Raw genomic sequence first — 18,221 nt, forward strand, 5'->3', positions numbered from 1 at the left:
ACGACAACCTGAGAAAAAGACGCATGAAGCTTTCGATATCAAGGCGCGCCATGGTGGCGAGCGGCGCAGCGCTGGCGCTTGGCCCCGGATTTCTTCGATCGGCACGCGCTGAAAACGGCGTGTCCGACACCACCATCCGCATCGGCCAGTCGGCCGTGCTCAGCGGGCCGGCGAAAGACTTCGGCATCGACTACCGCGCGGGCATCAAGCTGTACTTCGACCGTGTCAACAAGTCGGGCGGCGTCAATGGCCGCAAGATCGAACTCGTCACTTACGACGATGCCTACGACCCGGCGAAGACGGCCGCCAACACCGCGAAGCTGATCGACGAGGACAAGGTCTTCGCGCTCACCGGCTACGTGGCCACCGGCAACCTCGCAGCCGCGATGCCGCTCGCGGAGAAGGCCGGTGTGCCGATGTTCGCGCCGCTGGTGGGCACCAGCTCGTTCCGCACCAAGGTCAACCGCTACCTGTTCCACGTGCGCGCGGGCTACGACCTGGAGCTGCGCAAGATCATCAGCCACCTCTCGACCATCGGCATTTCGTCGATCGCCGTGGTGTACCAGGACAGCCCCTTCGGCAAGTCGAACCTCGCCACCTGCCAGGAACTGGCGGCCGACTACAAGGTGCAGGTCGTGAAAACGCTGCCGCTCGCGATCACCGCGGAAGACGCGAAACAGGTCGCCACCAGCCTCGCCGAGGCCAAGCCCGGCGCGGTCGTGATGATCATGGCCGGCCGCATGGTCGAGGTGTTCATGCGCGACTACCGCGCGAACGGCGTGGGCTCGCCGCTGTACACGCTGTCGGTCGGCATCACCGACGCGGCCGGCTCGGCCAAGCGGCTCGACGGCAAGCTCGCGGGGCTGGTCACGGCCAGCATCGTGCCGCCGCCGACGGCGCAGCGCGTGCCCATCGTGGCCGACTACCAGCGCGACCGCGCGGAGTTCGGCGAGAAGATCGACAGCTACACCGCGCTGGAGGGCTACATCGTCGCGCGCGTGATGACCGAGGGCCTGCGCCGCGCGGGCAAGACGCTCACGCGCGACAGCTTCATCGCCGGGCTGGAGAGCATCGGCAGCACGCGCTTCGGCGACTTCCCCATCGAGTACAGCGCGAAGAACCACAACGGCTCGACCTTCGTGGACCTGGAGATGTACACCCGTGACGGACAGTTGCGGCGCTGAGCCGCTGCACCTGCTGGTCAACGGCCGGGCGCAATCGATCGAGGGCGTGCCGCGCGAGGCGACGCTGCTGCACCTGCTGCGCAACGACCTGGGGCTGAACGGCCCCAAGTACGGCTGCGGACTGGGGCAGTGCGGCGCGTGCACGGTGCATGTCGACGGCGTGGCGGCGCGCTCGTGCGTGATTCCCGCGCACGGCGTGGCGGGGCGTGCGGTCACCACGCTCGAGGGGTTGGGCGCGCGCGGCGACTGGCATCCGGTGCAGGCCGCGTTCGAAGACGCGCAGGCCGCGCAGTGCGGCTACTGCCTCAACGGCATGGTGATGCAGGCGGCCGCCTTGCTCGCGCACGATCCGGACGCGAGCGAGGCGCGCATCCGCAGCGAGCTGTCGGGCAATCTGTGCCGTTGCGGCACGCACATCGAAATACTCGATGCGGTGCAGCGCGCGGCTTTCCGCATGCGTGCGAAGGCACATCCATGAGCGGCCCGCGTTGTCCCCTCTCCCGCGTGCGGGAGAGGGCCAGGGTGAGGGCGGGGGCCTTCGCACAAGCACAGCCTTTGCAAGCGTCGCCGGCCCTCACCCCAACCCTCTCCCAGAGGGAGAGGGGGCAGCAGCCATGACGCGCCGTGCCGATCTTCCGCGCACGCGCGCCGAATTCCTCGCTGCCGACGGCGTTCTGCTGGTGGTGCGCGAGACCCCACCCGCGCCGCCGACCGCCAATGGCCAGCCAGCCTTCATCGCCGGCAACCCCATCGAGGGCGACGAGATCCTGCTCGCCGTGTGGGACGACGGCAGCGCCTCGGCGCTCAACGGCCATGTCGATCTAGGCACCGGCATCCAGACCGCGCTCGGACAGATCGTGGCCGAGGAACTCGACCTCGGCATGCCCTGCGTGCGCGTGATGCTCGGCGACACCGCGCGCGCGCCCAACCAGGGCGCGACCATCGCGAGCGCGTCGATCCAGATCCATGCGCAGCCGCTGCGCCTGGCCGCCGCACAGGCGCGCGCGTGGCTGCTCGCACGCGCGGCCGAGCGGCTCGGTGTGGCCGCCGATGCGCTGCAGGTGCACAACGGCGTGGTGCGTGTCGCCGAGGCGCCGGATCGCCACGTCGGCTACGCCGAACTCGTGGCCGGCCAGCGCACCGTGCTGCGGCTCGATCCCCAGGCGCAGCCCAAGGACCCGGCGGACTACCGCGTCGTCGGCACGCGCCAGGCGCGCGTCGACATTCCGGCCAAGCTCGCGGGCGACCTCGTCTTCGTGCACGACATGCGCGTGCCCGGCATGCTGCATGGCCGCGTGGTACGCCCGCCGTATGCGGGCGCGGACCATGGCGAGTTCATCGGCAACACGCTCGAGTCGGTGGACGAGTCGTCGATTGCGCACATTCCCGGCATCCGCGCCGTGGTCGTCATTCGCGATTTCATCGGCATCGTGGCCGAACGCGAGGAGCACGCCGAGCAGGCGCTGCGCGAACTGCGCGTCGCGTGGAAGCCGTGGCCCGGCATGCCCGACCTCGGCGACCTTGCACAGGCGCTGCGTGACAACCCCTCGACGCAGCGCCTGCTGGTCGATGAAGGCGATGTGGACGGCGCCATCGCCGCGGCCGCGCAGCCGATGCACCGCACGTACGTGTGGCCGTACCAGATGCACGCGTCCATCGGGCCCTCGTGCGCGCTGGCCGAGTGGCAGCCGGTCGATGGCGGCGGCATCGCCCTTCGCTGCTGGGCCGGCTCGCAGAATCCGCATGTGTTGCGCGCCGATCTGGCGAAGCTCATGGACGTGGAAGACGTGCAGGTCGACGTCATCCGCATGGAAGCCGCAGGCTGCTACGGCCGCAACGGCGCCGACGACGTGGCCGCCGATGCCGCCTTGCTCGCGCGCGCCGTCGGTGTGCCGGTGCGCGTGCAGCTCACGCGCGAGCAGGAGCACGCCTGGGAGCCCAAGGGCGCCGCGCAGCTCATGGAGATCGACGGTGGACTCATGGCTGATGGCCGCGTGGCCGCCTACGACTTCGAAACCTCGTACCCGTCCAACGGCGCGCCCACGCTCGCGCTGCTGCTCACGCGCACCATCGAGCCGGTGGCGCAGGCCTACGAGATGGGCGACCGCACGGCGCGCCCGCCCTACGGCTACGACAACCTGCGCGTGAAGGTCAACGACATGGCGCCGATCGTGCGTGCCTCGTGGCTGCGCGGCGTGTCGGCGCTGCCGAGTTCGTTCGCGCACGAGTCGTACATCGACGAGCTCGCCACGGCGGCGGGTGTCGATCCGGTGCAATTCCGGCTGCGGCACCTGGACGATCCGCGCGCGGTCGAGCTCGTGCAGGCGACCGCGCAGAAGGCCGGCTGGCGCATGCGCACCGGACCGCAGGAAAACGCCGACGGCGGGCTCGGGGAGGGCGGCGAGATCCTCTTCGGGCAGGGCTTCGCGTATGCGCGCTACATCCACAGCAAGTGGCCGGGCTTCGGTGCGGCGTGGGCCGCGTGGGTGGCCGATGTCGAGGTCAACCGCAAGACCGGCGAGGTGCACGTGCGCCGCGTGGTGGTGGGGCACGACGCGGGCTTGCTGGTCAACCCGGCGGGTGTCGAGCACCAGGTGCACGGCAACGTGATCCAGACCACGAGCCGGGCGCTGAAGGAGCAAGTGCAGTTCGCGCCGCAGGGTGGGTCTGGCGGCGCACAACTGCCTGGTGTGTTTCCTTCCGGTGTGGTTGCGAGCCGCGAGTGGGGCAGCTATCCGATCATCAATTTCCGCGAAGTGCCAGTGATCGAGGTGATGCACATGCCCCGGCCCGGCGAGCCTTCGCTGGGCGCGGGCGAATCGTCGTCGGTGCCGGGGACGGCGGCGATCGCGAATGCGATCTTCGATGCGACGGGGGTGCGGTTCAGATCGCCGCCGTTTACGCCGGAGACGGTGTTGGCGGAGTTGAATCGGGAATTTCTCCCTCCCCCTTTGGGGGAGGGCGGGGGTGGGGGCGAGCGGCGTACGAATGGTGACGCTGCCGTGCCCCCATCCCAACCTTCCCCCAGAGGGGGAAGGAGCAAGACCGATGCGCCCTGGCCCAAGAGCAAGGGCCTGTGGGCCACCGGCGCCGCACTCTTCATCGGCGGCCTCGGCGTCATCGCCGGCCTGCTCGGCTGGCGCTCCGCCATCGCGCCCGTATCGCTCACCGCGCCCGTCTACAGCCAGTCCACCATCGACCGCGGCCGCGTGCTCGCCGCCGCCGGCGACTGCGCCGTGTGCCACACCGCGCCCGGCGGCACACCGAACGCAGGCGGCCGCGCGATGGAGACGCCCTTCGGCACGCTCTACACCACCAACCTCACGCCCGATGCGGACACGGGCCTCGGCCGCTGGTCGTTCAGCGCCTTCCAGCGCGCGATGCGCGAAGGCGTCTCGCGCGACGGCCACCACCTGTACCCCGCGTTCCCCTACACCGCGTTCGCCAAGACCAGCGACGACGACCTGCAGGCGCTCTATGCGTACTTCATGTCGATGCCCGCGGTGCGTGCGGAAACGCCGAAGTCCGAACTCAGGTTCCCGTTCAGCATGCGCCCGTTGATGGCCGGCTGGAACGCGCTGTTCCACGATCCCGCGCCGCTGCAGCCCGTGCCCACGCAAAGCGCCGAGTGGAACCGCGGCGCCTATCTCGTCAACGGCCTGGGCCATTGCGGCGCATGCCACACGCCGCGCAACGTGCTGGGCGCGGAGCAGGGCGGCAGCGCGTTCCTCTCGGGCGCGATGGTCGACGGCTGGGAGGCGCCCGCACTCACGCAGTTGTCGAAGGCCGCCGTGCCGTGGGACACCGACGCGCTGTACCGCTACCTGCGAAACGGTCATTCGCCGCGCCACGGCATCGCGGGCGGGCCGATGGCCGAGGTGGTGCGCGAACTCGCGCAGGTGCCCGACGACGATGTGCGCGCGATGGCCGTGTACCTCGGCTCGTTCAATCCCGCTCCGGTGGCCGAGCCGCAAGCGCTCGCGCAACAGGCCATCGACAACGCGGCGCGCACCCAAGGCCAGCTTCTCGGCTCCGCGCAGCGCATGTTCGACAGCGCCTGCGCGTCATGCCACCACGACGGCAACGGCCCCACGCTGCTCGGCGTGAATACGCCGCTGGCCCTCAACAGCAGCCTCACGAGCGCGCGGCCCGACAACCTGCTGCGCACCATCCTCGACGGCGTGCGCGAGCCCGCGAGCCGCGACATCGGCTTCATGCCTGCGTTCCGCGAGGCGCTCGACGACCGGCAGATCGCCGAACTCGCCGGCTACATGCGCGCGCGCTTCGCACCGCAGGAGCCCGCGTGGGCCAACCTGCCCGCCGAAGTGGCGCGCGTGCGTGCCGCGCGGCACTGACACAAAAGGAGCGGCCGGCCGCGTCGTCTCTCCGCTGCGCCGCTACGATGCAACGTAGCGCACACAACTCACGGAGACACCACGCCATGCCGCTCGATCTTTCAACTTCTTCCAGCCTGCCCCGCGACGCCGAACGCGCCACCCTCGTCGGCCGTCTCTGGCAACCCGGCGTGGGCCCCGTGCTGGTGGCCGTGCACGAAGGCGACCTGTACGACCTGTCGAGGCTCGCGCCGACCATGAGCGACCTGCTCGAAGGCAAGGAGGCGCCCGCCGAAGCCGTTCGCCGCGCGTTGCGCAGCGCACCGCGCATCGCCTCGCTCGACGAGGCCATCGCCAACAGCGACGAGAGCGCGCGCGACGCCGGCAAGCCCTGGCTGCTCGCGCCCTGCGACCTGCAGGCCATCAAGGCCAGCGGCGTCACCTTCGTCGCGAGCCTGCTCGAACGCGTGATCGAGGAGCAGGCGCGCGGCGACGCCTCGAAGGCGGAGGCCACGCGCGCAGCCATCGGCGGCGTGCTCGGCGACAACCTCGCCGACATCGTGCCGGGATCGCCCGAGGCCATGAAGGTCAAGGACGTGCTGATCGCGCAAGGCGTGTGGTCGCAGTACCTCGAAGTCGGCATCGGCCCCGACGCCGAGATCTTCACCAAGGCCCCGGTGCTCGCTGCCGTGGGCACGGGCGCCGATGTCGGCATCCATTCGGGCTCGGTGTGGAACAACCCCGAGCCGGAGGTCGTGCTCGCCGTCAACAGCCGCGGCGAGACGCTCGGCGCCGCGCTCGGCAACGACGTCAACCTGCGCGACTTCGAAGGCCGCAGCGCGCTGCTGCTCGGCAAGGCCAAGGACAACAACGCCTCGTGCGCGATCGGCCCCTTCATCCGCTTGTTCGATGCGCACTTCGGCATCGAGGACGTGCGCCGCATCACCGTCGCGCTGGAAGTGACCGGCCCCGAGGGTTTCACGCTCGAGGGTTCGAGTTCGCTGTCGAAGATCAGCCGCGATCCGCTCGATCTTGTGGCGCAGACCGTGGGCAAGCATCACGCCTACCCTGATGGCTTCATGTTGTTTCTGGGCACGATGTTCGCGCCGACACAGGACCGTCACGGGCCTGGGCAAGGATTCACCCATGTCGTGGGCGACCGCGTGCGCATTGCCGCACCCGAACTCGGCGCCCTCGTCAATCGCGTGGTGCACGCCGATCAGGCGCCGATGTGGACTTTTGGCATCAGCGCGTTGATGCGCAACTTGGGTGAACGCGGTCTGCTGAGCGTGAACATGTAGACGTTCTGTTTGAATATTAAAAGGAGTTGTACTCCTTTGTGATTCATACGCTTCGCGTTGCAGTCTGTTGCTGTTGACCGCGCCTCTGGTTCCCCTGAAGATCGCTGCTGTTTGAAAACGGTGAACAAGGGAGAAGAGGTTGTCGACGAGCGAGATCGATCTATTGCAGCTGCCTGTGGAAGGCCCCCTTTCATGCGGGGAAGACCTGGAATACGACCCCGATTTCATGGCGTTGCACCAGGCAACAACAGGTAAGCGCGAGCAGCAATTCGGCTCGACGATCATCCCCGCGGAGCCGCCCGACTGGGCGCGCGTGGAGCGCATCGCGAAGCAGCTGTGCACACGCACGCGCGACTTGCGCGTGCTGGTGCCCCTCACGCTGGCCTGGACCGAAAACCGTGGATTGCCGGGCTACGTCGATGGGCTGCAACTCGTCGATGCCGTGCTGCAGAAATTCTGGAACGACGTGCATCCGCGCGTCGCCGACGGCGACTTCGAAGATCCGCTGCCGCGCATGAATGCACTGGCCGCGCTGGCCGAAGCCGAGGGACTCGGGCGCAGCGTGCGCGATGCCCGGCTGCTCGAAGACGGCGGCGCATCGATGAGCCTGCGACAGGTCGAAGCCTTGCTCGATTCGAGCAAGACCTACCATCAGATCGATTACCCGGGCGGCATTGGCCGGCTGCGGGACGCGGCGCGGCGCGCGCACGAAAAGGCGGCGCCCCCGGTGGTGGCGTTGCGTGCGGCGCTCGACCTGCTGCAGCGCATTCGCGAGACCTGCGAGCGCGCGCTCGGACAGAGCTGGGCGCCGGACTTTTCGCGGCTCGAGCGCTCGCTGCGCACCGTGGTCCAGCTGTTGCCCGAACAGGCGCAGGACGCGGCAGCCGTGGCCGGCGAAGCGCGCGACGGCGTCGATGCGCAAGGGGCCGGTGTTGCGGTGCCGATGGCGAACGGGGCTGCCGCGGCCACCGTCAATGGCGGCACCGGCCCGCGCGCGGTGCTGGTTAAAGATATTGAAATATCGACTCGTGATGATGTGCAGGTGGTGTTGGAGAAGGCCTGCCAGTACCTGGAGCGCATGGAGCCCAGTCATCCGGCGCCCATGCTGATACGAAGAGCGCAGCGGCTGATGGACCTGAACTTCTTCCAGATCATCGAAGAGCTCGTGCCCGAGGGATTGCAAAAGATAGAGAGCCTTGCAGGACGTCCGCTGAACGCTGGGGGCAGCACGGAATAGCAAGGCGAAAGCCATCGGGAGCTCCGCGGGCCGGCAGGCCACCGGGATCGCACCCACACGCATTACAGATTCAAGAGGAAGCTTATGGCAGACAACCGTGTCAGAAACAGTGGTCAGAAGTTCATCGCGCGCAACCGCGCGCCGCGTGTGCAGATCGAATACGACGTCGAGATCTACGGCAGCGAACGCAAGATCCAGCTGCCCTTCGTGATGGGCGTCATCGCCGATCTCGCAGGCAAGCAGATCGACCCGATGCCCGACCTCGGCGAGCGCGAGTTCATGGCGGTGGACATCGACAACTTCGACGAACGCATGAAGTCCATCAAGCCGCGCGTTGCCTTCCAGGTGCCCAACACGCTCACCGGCGACGGCCAGATGAACGTCGACATCACCTTCGACAGCATGGACGACTTCTCGCCCGCGCGCATCGCCCGCCAGGTCGGCGCGCTGCAGCAGCTGCTCGAAGCGCGCACCGAGCTGTCGAACCTGCTCTCGTACATGGACGGCAAGAACGGCGCGGAGCAGCTGATTGCACAGGCGCTGCAGAACCCCGGGCTCCTCAAGTCGCTGGCATCGGCACCGAACCCGGCTGTGGCGAAGGCGGTCGAAGCCGCGAACGAAAAGGCCGGCGCCCCCGGCACATCTTCAGAGTAAGCGCGAGCAGCAAGGACCGCCATCATGAGCACCGCATCCAATCAGAGCGCCGCGCGCGCACCCGCCACCGTCGAAGCGCTCGAGCCGAACGAGTTCGCCGACCTGCTGCAGCGCGAGTTCAAGCCCAAGACCGACCAGGCCCGCGAGGCGGTGGAGAACGCCGTCAAGACGCTGGCCGTTCAGGCGCTGGAAAGCACCGTCACCGTCTCCAACGATGCCTACCGCACGGTGCAGGCCATCATCACCGAGATCGATCGCAAGCTCTCCGAGCAGATCAACCAGATCCTGCACCACGAGGAGTTCCAGCAGCTCGAAGGCGCATGGCGCGGCCTGCACTATCTCGTGAACAACACCGAGACCGACGAGCAGCTCAAGATCCGCGTGATGTGCGCGTCCAAGCGCGAAGTGGCGCGCTCGCTCAAGCGCCACAAGGGCATCGGCTGGGACCAGAGCCCGCTGTTCAAGAAGATCTACGAGGCCGAGTACGGCCAGTTCGGCGGCGAGCCCTTCGGCGCGCTGATCGGCGACTTCCACTTCGACCACAGCCCGCCCGACGTCGAGATGCTCAGCGAAATGGCCAAGATCGCGGCCGCCGCGCATTGCCCGTTCATCGCGGGCGCCTCGCCCACGGTGATGCAGATGGACTCGTGGCAGGAGCTGTCGAACCCGCGCGACCTGACCAAGATCTTCCAGAACACCGAGCACACCGCATGGCGCTCGCTGCGCGATTCGGAAGACGCGCGCTACATCGGCCTGGCCATGCCGCGCTTCCTGGCGCGCCTGCCGTACGGCGCGCGCACCAACCCAGTCGACGAGTTCGAGTTCGAGGAAGAGACCGACTCGGCCGCGCACAACCGCTACACCTGGGCCAACTCGGCCTATGCGATGGGTGTGAACATCAACCGCTCGTTCAAGCAGTACGGCTGGTGCACGTCCATTCGCGGCGTGGAGTCGGGCGGCGCGGTGGAGAACCTGCCCACCCACACCTTCCCGACCGATGATGGCGGCGTGGACATGAAGTGCCCGACCGAGATCGCCATCAGCGACCGGCGCGAGGCCGAGCTCGCCAAGAACGGCTTCATGCCGCTGGTGCACCGCAAGAACTCCGACTTCGCAGCCTTCATCGGCGCGCAGTCGCTGCAGCTGCCGGCCGAGTACTACGACGCCGATGCCACGGCCAACGCGAACCTCGCGGCACGCCTGCCGTACCTGTTCGCCTGCTGCCGTTTCGCGCACTACCTGAAGTGCATCGTGCGCGACAAGATCGGTTCGTTCCGCGAGCGCGAGGACATGGAGCGCTGGCTCAACGACTGGATCATGAACTACGTCGACGGCAGTCCCGGCACCTCGTCGCAGGACACGAAGGCAATGAAGCCGCTGGCGGCGGCGGAAGTCCAGGTGGAAGCCATCGAGGACAACCCGGGCTACTACGCCGCCAAGTTTTTTCTCCGGCCGCACTATCAGCTCGAAGGGCTGACAGTGTCGTTGCGGCTGGTTTCGAAGCTGCCATCCAACAAGAAGGACAGCAGCTAATTCAACGGTGTCCCGGAATCGGGCACATATAACTTTGGGGGTTAATCATGGCAGTAGACATGTTCATGCGCGTCGAAGGCGCAAACGGCGAATCGAAGGACTCGAACCACAAGGAGTGGACGGACATCAAGTCGTTTGCCTGGGGAGCGACGCAGCCTGGAAACATGGTCAGCGGCGGTGGCGGTGGCGTTGGCAAGGCCAGCTTCAATGACCTGCAGGTGCTCGCGCGCATCGACAAGGCGGCACCGTCCGTCCTGAAGAACTGCGCCAGCGGCAAGCACCTGAGCAAGGTCGAGGTTTCGGTGTGCAAGGCGGGGGGCTCGCAGATCGAATACACACGCGTCACGCTCGAGGAAGTGCTGGTCACCTCGGTGCAGTACACGGCCGAACAGGGCTCCGACGCCGTGTTCGTGCAATACGCCTTCCAGGCCGCCAAGGTGAAGCAGCAGTACTGGGAACAGACCGACAAGGGCGGCAAGGGCGCCGAGACGGTCCTGGGCTGGAACATCAAGGAAAACAGGGAATCCTGATCTCCCTTTTCCCGATGCGCGGCCGGCCCGACGGGCCGGCCGCGACGTTTTCCCGACGGCCTTCGCGGCCGTCTTTTGCACACTGGCCTTTGGCGCCGTGTGCCAGTCAGTCAGCGAGGAAGCTTCATGGGCGATGGGTTTGCAGTGCTGGGCGAACGCTCCGTGGCCGAGCACACCGAATGGGTACAGCGGCAGATCCGCGCCAGTCCCCAGAACGCCAGCCTGCGTCTTGCCTTGTGCCACTTTCTCGCCCTGCGCGGTGAATGGCAACGGGCCGAAGACCAGCTCAAGCTCGCCACCAAGCTCGATCCCACTTTCACGCCTGCCAGCGTCACCTGCTCGATGGCGCTCGCGGGTGAGCGCCATCGCAGCGACTTCTGGTCCGGCGGGCGCGCACCGGCCATCGTCTGCGGCAACGCGGACTGGGTCGAACAGCTGATCGCCGCCGCCGCATTGCCGGCCGACCGCGCCGAAGAAGCCGCTGCCCTGCGCGAGACCGCGCGGCAGGCCGCGCCCGCATTGCACGGCGCGCTCACCAGCGTCGACCGTTCCGATTCGCGCGCCGCGCAGGCGTTCGACGGCGAACCGGTGGAGCGCAGCGACTTCGCATGGCTGTGCGACGGCGACGTGCGCATCGGCCCCGTGCTGGAGCTGCTCACGCCTTCGGGCTATGCATGGCTGCCGCTGCCCGAAGTGCGCCGCATCAAGTTCTCGCGCCCTCAGCACCTGGTCGACCTGCTGTGGGCCCCGGCCGAGCTCGAACTGCACGACGGCCGCGCGCTCAACGGCCTGGTGCCGGTGCGCTACCCGGGCTCGCTCGAAGGGCTCGACGACGAGGCCACGCTGGGCCGCCGCACCGACTGGCTGCCGCTGGCCGGCGAAGATCAGTACGCGGGCCTGGGGCAGCGCACGCTGATCAGCGAAGCCGGCGACCATTCGCTGCTCGACCTGCGGCTCATCGAGTTCGCACGGGAGGCCATCGACGCATGAGCGCCATGATGGACACCGACGGCGACCAGCAGGAAAGCGTTGCACGCGACCGCCTGCAGCCGGTGCTGCTCGACCGCCTCACCGACAAGACGCCGCAGGCCCGGCAGGAGCGCGCGGGCGCCTTCCTCATGAGCGGCAGGCTGCTGCGCGACTCGGTGCTGCGCGACCTGCAGTGGCTGCTCAACACCACCAACTTCGGCGCGGACCACAACATCAACACCATGCCCCGCGCGCGCCGCTCGGTGCTGAACTTCGGCGTGCGCGGCTGGGCCGGCGGGCGCATGTCGGAGGTCGACTTCGCCGACGTCGAGGCGGCCATCCGCTCGGCCATCATCGACTTCGAGCCGCGCATCATGAAGGACAGCATCGACGTGCGCTGCGTGACCGATGCCACCGACCTCGAACACCACAACCTGCTCGCGCTGGAGATCCGCGGCACGCTGTGGTCGGTGCCGTACCCGATCGAGTTCATCCTGCGCTCGGAGCTCGACCTTGAAAGCGGGCACATGGTGCTGCGGCCAACGGGGGGGCTTTGATGCGCGACTGGTTTCCCCTGTATGACTCCCTCTCCCTCCGGGAGAGGGTTGGGGTGAGGGCCGACGGCGCTGGAACAACCGGCAGCACTTGCCAGGCCGCACCCCTCACCCTGACCCTCTCCCGCAGGGAGAGGGGACAAGACAGGAGCCGCTGACATGGATGCACGGCTTCTCGACTACTACAACCGCGAACTCACCTACATGCACGAGCTCGGGGCCGAGTTCGCGCAGCGCTACCCGAAGATCGCCGGCCGCCTCGGCATGCGCGGCATCGAGGTCAGCGACCCGTACGTGGAGCGCCTGCTCGAGGGCTTCAGCTTTCTCACGGCGCGCATCCAGCTCAAGATGGACGCGGAATTTCCGCGCTTCTCACAGCGGCTGCTCGAAGTGGTGTACCCCAACTTCCTCGCGCCGCTGCCCGCGATGGCCGTGGTGCAGATCGACGGCAACCTCAACGAAGGTTCGCTGAAGGCCGGCTACGAGCTGCCGCGCCACACCATCCTGCGCGGACGCATGATCAAGGGCGAACAGACGGCCTGCGAGTTCCGCACCGGACATGCCGTCACGCTGTGGCCCATCAAGATCGCCGAGGCCGGCATCGGCCCCGTGCCCGCGGAGATCGCGCATGCCATGCCGATGGTTGCGCGGCAGGCGAAGAGCGCCATCACCATCAAGCTCGAAGCCGTGGGCGGCGCGCGCTTTGCCGACATGCCGCTCGATCGGCTCGAGTTCTTTCTCTCGGGCGCGGAGCTTCATGCGCTGCGCGTGCTCGAACTCGTGGCGCACCACAGTGTCGGCGTGGTGTGCCGCAGCGGGTCGGGCAGCACCGCGCGCATCGTGCCGCTCGGCGACGAGGCCATCCGGCACGAGGGGTTCGACCCCGACCAGGCGCTGCTGCCTTACGACGCGCGCTCGTTCCAGGGCTACCGGCTGCTGCACGAGTACTTCGCGTTTCCCGACCGCTACCTGTTCTTCAGCGTGAACAAGCTGCGCGCGGCGGCCGCGGCCATGGGCGGCACCACGATGGAGATCGTGATCCTGCTCGATCGCGCCGACGCCGATCTCGAACGGCTGGTCGACGCCAAGCACTTCTCGCTGTTCTGCACGCCCATCATCAACCTCGTGCCGCGCCGCAGCGACCGCATTCCGGTGGGGCCGGGGCAGCACGAGCACCATGCGGTGATCGACCGCACGCGCCCGCGCGACTTCGAGATATTCACCGTCGAACGTGTCACCGGCCACATGGCCAACGGCTCCGACGAGCGCGAGTTCCGCCCCTTCCTCGGCTCGTTCGCGGCCGACGACGGCGACTTCGGCGCCTATTTCTCGCTGCGCCGCGAACCGCGCCTGGTGTCCGACCGCGCACGCGCGCAGGGCACGCGCACCAGCTACACCGGCAGCGAGGTCTACGTGTCGCTGGTCGACCAGCACGACGCGCCCTTTCCGCACACCCTGCGCCACATCACGCTCGACGCGCTGTGCACCAACCGCGACCTCCCGCTGCTGCTGCCGACCGGGCTCGAATCGGACTTCACACTGCGCGTATCGGCGCCAGTGCGCTCCATCCGCATCCTGCGCGGGCCCTCGCGCCCGTACCCTGCATTGGCCGAGGGCGCGCTGACCTGGCGCCTCATCAGCCACCTGGGCCTCAACTACCTGAGCCTCACCGACGTCGATGCGACGCAGGGCGCGGCCGCGCTGCGCGAGATGCTCGACCTGTACGGCAACCTCGCCGACCCCTCCGTGCGCCGCCAGATCCAGGGCGTGCGCTCGATGGCGCTCGCGCCGGTGTTCCGCCGCCTGCCGGAGCCGGGCCCGATCGTGTTCGGGCGCGGCGTGGAGGTGGCACTCAAGATCGACGAGGTCGCGTTCTCCGGCGCGAGCCCTTATCTCTTCGGCGCCGTGCTGGAGCAGTTCTTCAGCCGGCACGTGTCGCTCAATGCCTTCACCGAGTTCGCGCTGTCCAGCCTGCAGCGCGGCGAGATCGCGCGCTGGACTCCGCGCGTGGGACGTCGGCCTGCCGTATGAGCGAAACCGGCTTCACTGAAGGAATGCAGCAGGACGCGCCGGCCGCCAGTGAAGGCGAGGTGGTGCTCGATACGGACGAGATTCGGCAACACGACGTCGCGCCACCCGTGCCCGGCACGGCGCCACGGCGCGGCGTTCCCGAGGTCGACCCGGTGCTCTGGGCCAAGCTGTTGGAGCAGCCCTTCGAGCACGACCTGTTCATGCTGCTGCGCCGCCTCGATGCACAGGGCGACCATCCGCTGCTGGGCCGCGCACCGCGTCCGCTCGACGAGCCGCTGCGCCTTGGGCAGGAGCCCTCGATGGCGTTCGCGCCGTCGAACGTGTCGGGCGTCGATGTCGACAGCGATGGACCGCCGCGCATTTCGATCTACGGCTTCGGCCTGTTCGGTCCCAACGGCCCGTTGCCGCTGCACCTGACCGAGTACGCGCGCGAGCGCAAGCGGCATCACGCCGACGACACCCTCAGCGCGTTCGCCGACCTGTTCCATCACCGGCTGATCCTGCTGTTCTACCGGGCCTGGGCCGACGCGCAGTCGGTCAACAGCCTGGACCGCCCCGACGGTCATCGCTTCGTCGACTACGTGTCCAGCCTCATGAACATGGGGCAGCCCGGCCTGAAGGAGCGCGACCGCATCGCCGACCATGCGCGCACCTTCATGGCGGGGCACCTCGTGCGCCAGACGCGCAACCCCGAGGGCCTGATCCAGATCCTCAAGCTCTACTTCGACGTGCCCGTGCGCATCGATGAATTCGTGAGCGACTGGGTGATGCTCGACGAGCACCAGGTCAGCCGGATCGGCCTTTCCGGTCGCAACCAGCGGCTCGGCGGCGGCGCCACCATCGGCCTGGCCGTGCGCGACGCTCAGAGCAAGTTCCGCCTCGAACTCGGGCCACTCTCGCAGGAAGAGTTCCGCGAGTTCCTGCCGGGCAGCAAGCGGCTGCAGCAGGTGGTCGACTGGGTGCGCCAGTACGTCGGCATCGAGTTCGCGTGGGATCTGCGGCTCGTCCTGAAGAAGCAGGACGCGCACGGCATGCGGCTCAACAGCAACCAGCGCCTCGGCTGGGGCAGCTGGCTCGGCACGCGCATGTCGGACACCGACGCGGGCGACATGGTGTTCCAGCCCGAAGCATTGTTTTCCCGTTCCGCTCCTTCTTCCATGGGTTTATGACCGACATCCGCCGCGTCTCTCTTTTCTCCAAGCTCAACCCGATGCTCTACAAGGCATTGGAGACCGCCACCGCCTTCGCCAAGCTGCGCGGCAACGCCTACGTCGAACTCGTGCACTGGCTGCACCAGATCCTGCAGCTGCAGGACAGCGACATGCTGCGCATCGTCAAGCGCGCGGGGCTGAACCTCGATGCGATCGAACAAGACCTGGTGCGCGCGCTCGACCGGCTGCCGCATGGCGCCACGTCGATCAGCGACATCTCCGAACACGTCGACAACGCCGTCGAGCGCGCCTGGGTCTATGCGAGCCTGCGCTTCGAGGCCACCTCCATCCGCGGTGCGTACCTGCTCGCAGGCATCATCAAGACGCCGGGGTTGCGACAGGTGCTCTCGGGCATCTCGCGCGAGTTCGACAAGATCGTGCCCGACGTGCTGGTGGCGCAGCTCGCTGCGTGGACCGAAGGCTCGCCCGAAGACGACTTCGACGCCGCACCGAGCGCAGGCGCGGCAGGCGGCGCACCCGCGGTGGCGCACCACCAGGGCGATGGCCCCGCGGCAGGCGGCTCCGCCCTCGCCAAGTATGCGAGCGACCTCACCGCCAAGGCCCGCGCGGGTGAACTCGATCCGGTCTATGGCCGCGACGACGAGATCCGCCAGATCATCGACATCCTGATGCGCCGCCGGCAGAACAACCCGCTGCTCACCGGCGAGGCCGGCGTGGGCAAGACGGCCGTGGTCGAAGGCCTGGCCTCGCGCCTCGCCGCGGGCGACGTGCCGCCTTCGCTCAAGGACGTGTCGCTGTGGGTGCTCGACCCCACGCTGCTGCAGGCCGGCGCGGGCGTGAAGGGCGAGTTCGAGCAGCGCCTGCGCCAGGTGATCGACGAAGTCGAGAAGAGTCCCAAGCCCATCGTGCTGTTCGTCGACGAAGTCCACACGCTGGTCGGCGCCGGTGGCACGGCCGGCACCGGCGACGCGGCCAACCTGCTCAAGCCGGCGCTCGCGCGCGGCCGGCTGCGCACCATCGGGGCGACCACCTGGTCGGAGTACAAGAAGTACATCGAGAAAGACCCGGCGCTCACGCGGCGCTTCCAGACCATCCAGGTGCACGAGCCCACCGAGCCCAAGGCGGTGATCATGCTGCGCGGCATCTCGGCCGAGCTGGAGAAGCACCACGGCGTGCTCATCCTCGACGCCGCGCTCGAGGCGGCCGTGAGCCTGTCGCACCGCTACATTCCCGCGCGGCAATTGCCCGACAAGGCCGTGAGCCTGCTCGACACGGCCTGCGCGCGCGTGGCGCTGAGCCAGCATGCGCTGCCCGCTGCCATCGAAGACCTGCAGCGCCGCATCGAGGTGCTGGGCATCGAGTCGGGCATCGCGGGGCGCGAGGCGGCCATCGGTGTCGGTGAGCACCAGCGCGTGGAAGACATCGCGGCCCAGGTGGCTGCAGCACAGGCCGAACTCGACCTGTTGGAAACGCGGCGCGTGGAAGAAAGCGCGCTGGTCGAGCGCATCGTGGCGCTGCGCAAGCAACTGTCGCCGGCGGCAGTGCCGCAAGTGCAGGCCGAAGCGGAAGAAGACGGCAAACCACCCGTCGATACGCCGCCGGCCGAGCCCGAGCGGAGCCCGCAGGAAATCCGCGCCGAGCTCAACGATGCACAGGACAAGCTCGTGCAGCTGCAGGGCGAATCGCCGCTGATCCTCGCGGCCGTCGATGCGCAGGCCATCGCCACCGTGGTGGCCGACTGGACCGGTATTCCCATCGGCCGCATGGTGCGCGACGACGCGCAGTCGGTGCTCAAGCTCGGCGAGATTCTCTCGGCCCGCGTGGTCGCGCAGCCCGATGCGCTGGAGACCATCTCGCGCCGCATCCGCACCGCGCGCGCACGGCTCGACAACCCCAACAAGCCCGTCGGCGTGTTCCTGCTGTGCGGCCCCTCGGGCGTCGGCAAGACCGAGACTGCGCTGGCGCTGTCGGAGGCGCTGTACGGCGGCGAGCAGAACCTCGTCACCATCAACATGAGCGAGTTCCAGGAGTCGCACACCGTCTCCACGCTGAAGGGCGCTCCGCCCGGCTACGTGGGCTATGGCGAAGGCGGCGTGCTCACCGAGGCCGTGCGCCGCCGGCCCTACAGCGTGGTGCTGCTCGACGAGATCGAGAAGGCGCACACCGACGTGCACGAGATCTTCTTCCAGGTCTTCGACAAGGGCTGGATGGAAGACGGCGAAGGCCGCCACATCGACTTCCGCAACACCGTGATCATCATGACCTCCAACGTCGGCACCGACCTGGTCATGCAGCTGTGCGAAGACCCCACCCTGCGCCCCGACCCCGAGCCGCTGGCCGCCGCGCTGCGCGAGCCGCTGCTCAAGGTGTTCGCGCCGGCGCTGCTCGGCCGCCTCGTTGTAGTGCCTTATTACCCGTTGCACGCCGAGGCATTGCATCGCATCATCCGCCTTCAGCTCGACCGCATTGCCGCCCGCCTCGAAGCGAACCACGGCATTGCCCTGCATTACGACGACAGCGCCGTCGAACTGGTGGCGCGCCGTTGCACGGCCATCGAGTCGGGCGGTCGAATGATCGATGCGATCCTGACCCACACCATTCTTCCGCGGCTGAGCGAAGAGGTCATTGGTGCGACGGTCAGCGCGCGCAAGCTCGCGGAGGTGCGGCTTAGCGCGGCGAACGACGACTTTCACTACGAATTTTCTGAACGCTGAGCGAAGAA

At 68.1% G+C, this 18,221-nt stretch carries 13 protein-coding genes; all 13 read left to right on the forward strand.

Going from position 1 to position 18,221, the window contains the following annotated elements; genetic code table 11:
• Positions 1-23: 23 nt before the first annotated feature.
• The 13 genes from ACEOAB_RS00265 to tssH all read left to right on the forward strand — a co-directional run bounded on the left by ACEOAB_RS00265 (position 24) and on the right by tssH (position 18,213).
• Positions 24-1,184, forward strand: coding sequence for an ABC transporter substrate-binding protein (locus ACEOAB_RS00265; RefSeq protein WP_413750210.1), 1,161 nt, complete (start codon positions 24-26; stop codon positions 1,182-1,184).
• Entirely contained in the window at positions 1,162-1,662 is a 501-nt protein-coding gene (locus ACEOAB_RS00270; protein WP_413750209.1) for a (2Fe-2S)-binding protein, read from the forward strand. The genes ACEOAB_RS00265 and ACEOAB_RS00270 overlap by 23 nt, the downstream gene beginning before the upstream one ends.
• A gap of 136 nt (positions 1,663-1,798) precedes the next feature.
• Entirely contained in the window at positions 1,799-5,539 is a 3,741-nt protein-coding gene (locus tag ACEOAB_RS00275; protein WP_495653349.1) for a molybdopterin cofactor-binding domain-containing protein, read from the forward strand.
• 86 nt (positions 5,540-5,625) lie between these two features.
• Positions 5,626-6,819, forward strand: a complete 1,194-nt coding sequence (locus ACEOAB_RS00280; RefSeq protein ID WP_413751160.1) for a fumarylacetoacetate hydrolase family protein — start codon at positions 5,626-5,628, stop codon at positions 6,817-6,819.
• A gap of 139 nt (positions 6,820-6,958) precedes the next feature.
• Complete coding sequence (tssA, locus tag ACEOAB_RS00285; RefSeq protein WP_495653350.1) at positions 6,959-8,056, forward strand: type VI secretion system protein TssA; 1,098 nt, start codon at positions 6,959-6,961, stop codon at positions 8,054-8,056.
• A gap of 84 nt (positions 8,057-8,140) precedes the next feature.
• On the forward strand, positions 8,141-8,710 hold the full coding sequence (gene tssB / locus ACEOAB_RS00290; RefSeq protein WP_007831857.1) for a type VI secretion system contractile sheath small subunit: 570 nt from the start codon (positions 8,141-8,143) through the stop codon (positions 8,708-8,710).
• 24 nt (positions 8,711-8,734) lie between these two features.
• Positions 8,735-10,243 (forward strand): type VI secretion system contractile sheath large subunit, encoded by a 1,509-nt coding sequence (gene tssC / locus ACEOAB_RS00295; RefSeq protein ID WP_007831855.1) that lies wholly within the window; start codon positions 8,735-8,737, stop codon positions 10,241-10,243.
• Positions 10,244-10,290: 47 nt separating this feature from the next.
• The gene (locus ACEOAB_RS00300) at positions 10,291-10,773 is read left to right on the forward strand and encodes an Hcp family type VI secretion system effector (protein WP_007831853.1); all 483 of its coding nucleotides are present in this window, start codon (positions 10,291-10,293) and stop codon (positions 10,771-10,773) included.
• 126 nt (positions 10,774-10,899) lie between these two features.
• Positions 10,900-11,763, forward strand: coding sequence for a type VI secretion system accessory protein TagJ (locus ACEOAB_RS00305; RefSeq protein WP_056588265.1), 864 nt, complete (start codon positions 10,900-10,902; stop codon positions 11,761-11,763).
• 8 nt (positions 11,764-11,771) lie between these two features.
• Positions 11,772-12,299, forward strand: a complete 528-nt coding sequence (tssE, locus tag ACEOAB_RS00310; protein WP_056588433.1) for a type VI secretion system baseplate subunit TssE — start codon at positions 11,772-11,774, stop codon at positions 12,297-12,299.
• Between the two features lie 156 nt (positions 12,300-12,455).
• Entirely contained in the window at positions 12,456-14,327 is a 1,872-nt protein-coding gene (tssF, locus tag ACEOAB_RS00315; protein WP_056588261.1) for a type VI secretion system baseplate subunit TssF, read from the forward strand.
• The gene (tssG, locus tag ACEOAB_RS00320) at positions 14,324-15,496 is read left to right on the forward strand and encodes a type VI secretion system baseplate subunit TssG (protein WP_413750607.1); all 1,173 of its coding nucleotides are present in this window, start codon (positions 14,324-14,326) and stop codon (positions 15,494-15,496) included. The genes tssF and tssG overlap by 4 nt, the downstream gene beginning before the upstream one ends.
• Positions 15,493-18,213 (forward strand): type VI secretion system ATPase TssH, encoded by a 2,721-nt coding sequence (tssH, locus tag ACEOAB_RS00325; RefSeq protein WP_495653351.1) that lies wholly within the window; start codon positions 15,493-15,495, stop codon positions 18,211-18,213. The genes tssG and tssH overlap by 4 nt, the downstream gene beginning before the upstream one ends.
• Positions 18,214-18,221 lie beyond the last annotated feature (8 nt).

The organism is Variovorax sp. Varisp53 (assembly GCF_059491555.1).

Coding starts and splice junctions, on each gene's coding strand:
- tssG (WP_413750607.1), top strand. CDS start 14,324: ATGAGCGAAACCGGCTTCACTGAAGGAATGCAGCAGGACGCGCCGGCC.
- tssH (WP_495653351.1), top strand. CDS start 15,493: ATGACCGACATCCGCCGCGTCTCTCTTTTCTCCAAGCTCAACCCGATG.
- ACEOAB_RS00275 (WP_495653349.1), top strand. CDS start 1,799: ATGACGCGCCGTGCCGATCTTCCGCGCACGCGCGCCGAATTCCTCGCT.
- tssC (WP_007831855.1), top strand. CDS start 8,735: ATGAGCACCGCATCCAATCAGAGCGCCGCGCGCGCACCCGCCACCGTC.
- ACEOAB_RS00280 (WP_413751160.1), top strand. CDS start 5,626: ATGCCGCTCGATCTTTCAACTTCTTCCAGCCTGCCCCGCGACGCCGAA.
- tssF (WP_056588261.1), top strand. CDS start 12,456: ATGGATGCACGGCTTCTCGACTACTACAACCGCGAACTCACCTACATG.
- tssB (WP_007831857.1), top strand. CDS start 8,141: ATGGCAGACAACCGTGTCAGAAACAGTGGTCAGAAGTTCATCGCGCGC.
- ACEOAB_RS00265 (WP_413750210.1), top strand. CDS start 24: ATGAAGCTTTCGATATCAAGGCGCGCCATGGTGGCGAGCGGCGCAGCG.
- ACEOAB_RS00305 (WP_056588265.1), top strand. CDS start 10,900: ATGGGCGATGGGTTTGCAGTGCTGGGCGAACGCTCCGTGGCCGAGCAC.
- tssE (WP_056588433.1), top strand. CDS start 11,772: ATGGACACCGACGGCGACCAGCAGGAAAGCGTTGCACGCGACCGCCTG.
- ACEOAB_RS00300 (WP_007831853.1), top strand. CDS start 10,291: ATGGCAGTAGACATGTTCATGCGCGTCGAAGGCGCAAACGGCGAATCG.